General features: G+C 43.9%; 1 protein-coding gene. It reads left to right on the plus strand.

All coding sequences use genetic code 11. The features are described 5' to 3' along the window. Nucleotides 1–215: 215 nt before the first annotated feature. Nucleotides 216–1,522 (plus strand): histidine kinase N-terminal 7TM domain-containing protein (locus A3735_RS03510; RefSeq protein ID WP_156499374.1); only part of this gene is annotated, 1,307 nt, incomplete at its 3' end.

Consider the following 1,522-nt stretch of genomic DNA (forward strand, 5'->3'; position numbering starts at 1 on the left):
CCATCAAATTATTGTCATGAAGCGATAAAAGTGGCTAAAGCTTCTTATTTTTTGCATGGTAATCAATCGTTAGCTTGCGGCCAAGCGATTCTGGGAGGATAATGCCTGTTTAGATTATGTACAGCTAAAGGCAACTATTCGAATAGGGGTAATATTATTCCGTCACAGCCCATGCTGAACATAGGATCAGGAATGTTAAGGTCAGGGTGACCGTTGTGGTATGGAACAATTTTGCTTTTATTAGTCTGGTTTGCGCTCTATTGAGTACAGCCAGTGCAGTACTTTGCTTATCGGCAAAACGCCAGGGAGGGTCGATTCTTTTTGGCCTAATCTGTACGCTCTTGGCTCTCTGGTCTTTTAGCTTGTTCGTTGGAATGTCTACCAACGAGCCTTCACAAGCTTTGTTTTGGGCACGTTGTGCTAACTCAGTCGTGTTATTCCTTCCGGTCTTGTTGTTTCACTTTGTTGTAAGCTTTGTGGGTAAGCAACATGCCTACGAGCGTGTTTCTTTCTCATACTATCTTTTATCGCTTCTCTATTTGAGTTTGATATTTATCGCTCCAGAGCATTTTCTACACAGTCCCAGCTTTCGTTTTGATGCTTTCTGGTTCCCTGTAGGGGGGAACTTGTTCTATCCGTTTCCGGTATTTTTTGCCGGGATTATTGGGCATACTCTATATGTCCTACTGCAAGAGAGAGCCGAAACAACCCGCTCAGGTAAGTTAAAGTTAGACTATCTGATCATGACGATTGCCCTGGGTTTTTTAGGGGGTGGGATGACGCTTTCTCTTGAGTTTGATATCAATATACCGCCTTATGGCTTACTTTCAGTCGCCCTTATGGTGGTGATATCTACCTACGCAGTATTGAAACATGACCTACTTGAACTGCCCGGGACGCTGAGTTTTGTTATCACGCGTTTGATGATTTACATTTGCATCGTTGGTTTCGTGGTTTTAATGCTTAAAGGTGGCATCTTTATAGATCAAGCGTATTTGAGTGTTTCTCAGACTGTATTTCTGGTTCTTATCACCATCTGTTCCTGTGAATTTTATGCAGCGATGAAATCTCGCTTACAAGCGTTTTCAGATAAAGTCCTGGTTCGTCAGAAACTTGATGCTGAGCGGCACTTTCGAGACCTAATGTATCAGCTAGATCAATCTGATGACTTTGAGTCGATGTTGCCAATTCTTCGGCAGTTTTTTGAGCAACAAAGCTATATCCATCACTATGCATGGTATTTGGATAGGGTTCTATTGGAGCGAACTTTATCCAGGAAAGAGTTGGAGCGCTTTGATGCGAATGACCTGAGCGCTGAGAGAAACTATCAACGCATACTATTTAGCGGCAGTGATGGACGCCGCCATGATCGTTTACCCTCTTCTATAAACGTGCACCTGCAGGGTGAGGCTGAGGAAAGAACGCTTAACGCCCAAATGGTTGAAATTATGTCAACTGAGCAGCTCGATGCTGCCTATGATTGGGTCGAAATGGTGCCGGGACGCGAGATGCTGGGTTTGCC

The organism is Oleiphilus sp. HI0061 (assembly GCF_001635675.1).